Source organism: Scytonema sp. PCC 10023 (genome assembly GCF_963920835.1).
Taxonomy (GTDB): Bacteria; Cyanobacteriota; Cyanobacteriia; order Cyanobacteriales; family Nostocaceae; genus Kalymmatonema.
This window is the reverse complement of sequence record NZ_CAWUDP010000296.1, coordinates 1-1,394: the sequence shown is the minus strand read 5'-3', so window position 1 is coordinate 1,394 and position 1,394 is coordinate 1. Positions and strand designations below refer to the sequence as shown.

The 1,394-nt window shown below is 42.5% G+C and carries 1 pseudogene; it reads left to right on the top strand.

Going from position 1 to position 1,394, the window contains the following annotated elements:
• Positions 1-244: 244 nt before the first annotated feature.
• Positions 245-1,339 (top strand): annotated as a pseudogene (locus tag ACM0OZ_RS48815) (transposase); the annotation flags it as partial.
• Between the last annotated feature and the right edge of the window lie 55 nt (positions 1,340-1,394).

Below are 1,394 nucleotides of genomic sequence, written 5' to 3'. Positions count from 1 at the left end.
GCTCATATCTTGCACCTCTAAGGATAAACCCCTAATACACAAATAGGAGTGTAAGAAAGTAACTGCATAAGCGAGAATAAGCTTACGTAGAAATAAGCAATTGATATAACTATATAAATGTGGAGATTATGGAAAGGTTCTAGAGTGGAGGCGATCGGCAACGAGCGAAAAGTGCCTGGATTTGCACTGATGAGTCAAAGTATGAGAAAAAAGGGCGTGAAAAGCATATAGAAAAGCAAGAACAATGGAATCAATTCTTGCCCACGCCCAAGGGCTAGTTTACACTCTGCTGTCGTTAATGCCTTCTACATATCAACGAGACAACCTTGAAGCAATGTTGGGATTGTTTCTAGAAGCTCAAGGGCGTCCTTTACCTGAACACTCTAAAACCAAGTCAGCTAGCGCTTTGAGTCGGTTCCTTAATATCTATGATTGGTCAGCACGCAGTGTTATTCGCACAACAAGGAACCGTATTATACGGGAGATCTTGTCCGAGTGTCCAAAGGGGCGCAAACCATTTCTACAAGTGATTATTGACCTGACAACTCTAGAAAAGTTTGGCAAATTTCAGGGATTTCAAAATTTAGTGCGCGTATACCACGGAAAACGAGGTTTACACTTGGTTGTGGTGTATTTGGTTGTAGGTCGGTGGCGAGTTCCTTGGAGTTTCCGCGTATGGAGGGGCAAACGGACTGCATCGCCTGCACAATTGGGATTAAAAATGATCGGATGCTTGCCTAAAAAATTAACAAAGCACTTCCAAGTGATGGTTCTTGTAGATACAGCCTTTGGTAGTATGGAATTTATACACGGCGTCCGCAAGAAAAAATACCACGTAATAGCTGGTATTGCTTGTACCCGTAAATTAGCAGATGGGCGTTGTGTTGCTCAACTGTATAACCGAGGACAACAACTTTGCCTTCGGGGTTTAAAATTCCCCGTCTGTGTATCCTGGTACTATTTTAAACGTGATGATGGCAAATATGTAAAACGATTTGTTGTTTCTACTAAAGCTCTTAAAGCCAGTACTATTTCTTGGTGGGGCAAACGACGGTGGCAGATAGAAGGCTGGTTTAAGACTGCAAAGCACCGTTTCGGGCTACATCGTTTTGGACAAGGAACACTTTTAGGCGTTTATCGTTGGTTGGTACTATCACTCATTTCTTATATTTTGGCTCATTGGGCTTATTTATCCACTGCGATCGCCGAAAAGCCCCCGCGTTTCACGATCGCAACTGCAAGTTTACCTGATTGGGGACAAGCCGCAGAAATTGCATTCCAAACTATATTCCCCCATTTAGTGGTGTTACTTCTTTTACAAGATATTGAACGTTTCAGAGAACTGGCACTTAGTCTTGGAATTGACATTCAAATTTCCAGGTGCAAGATATGAG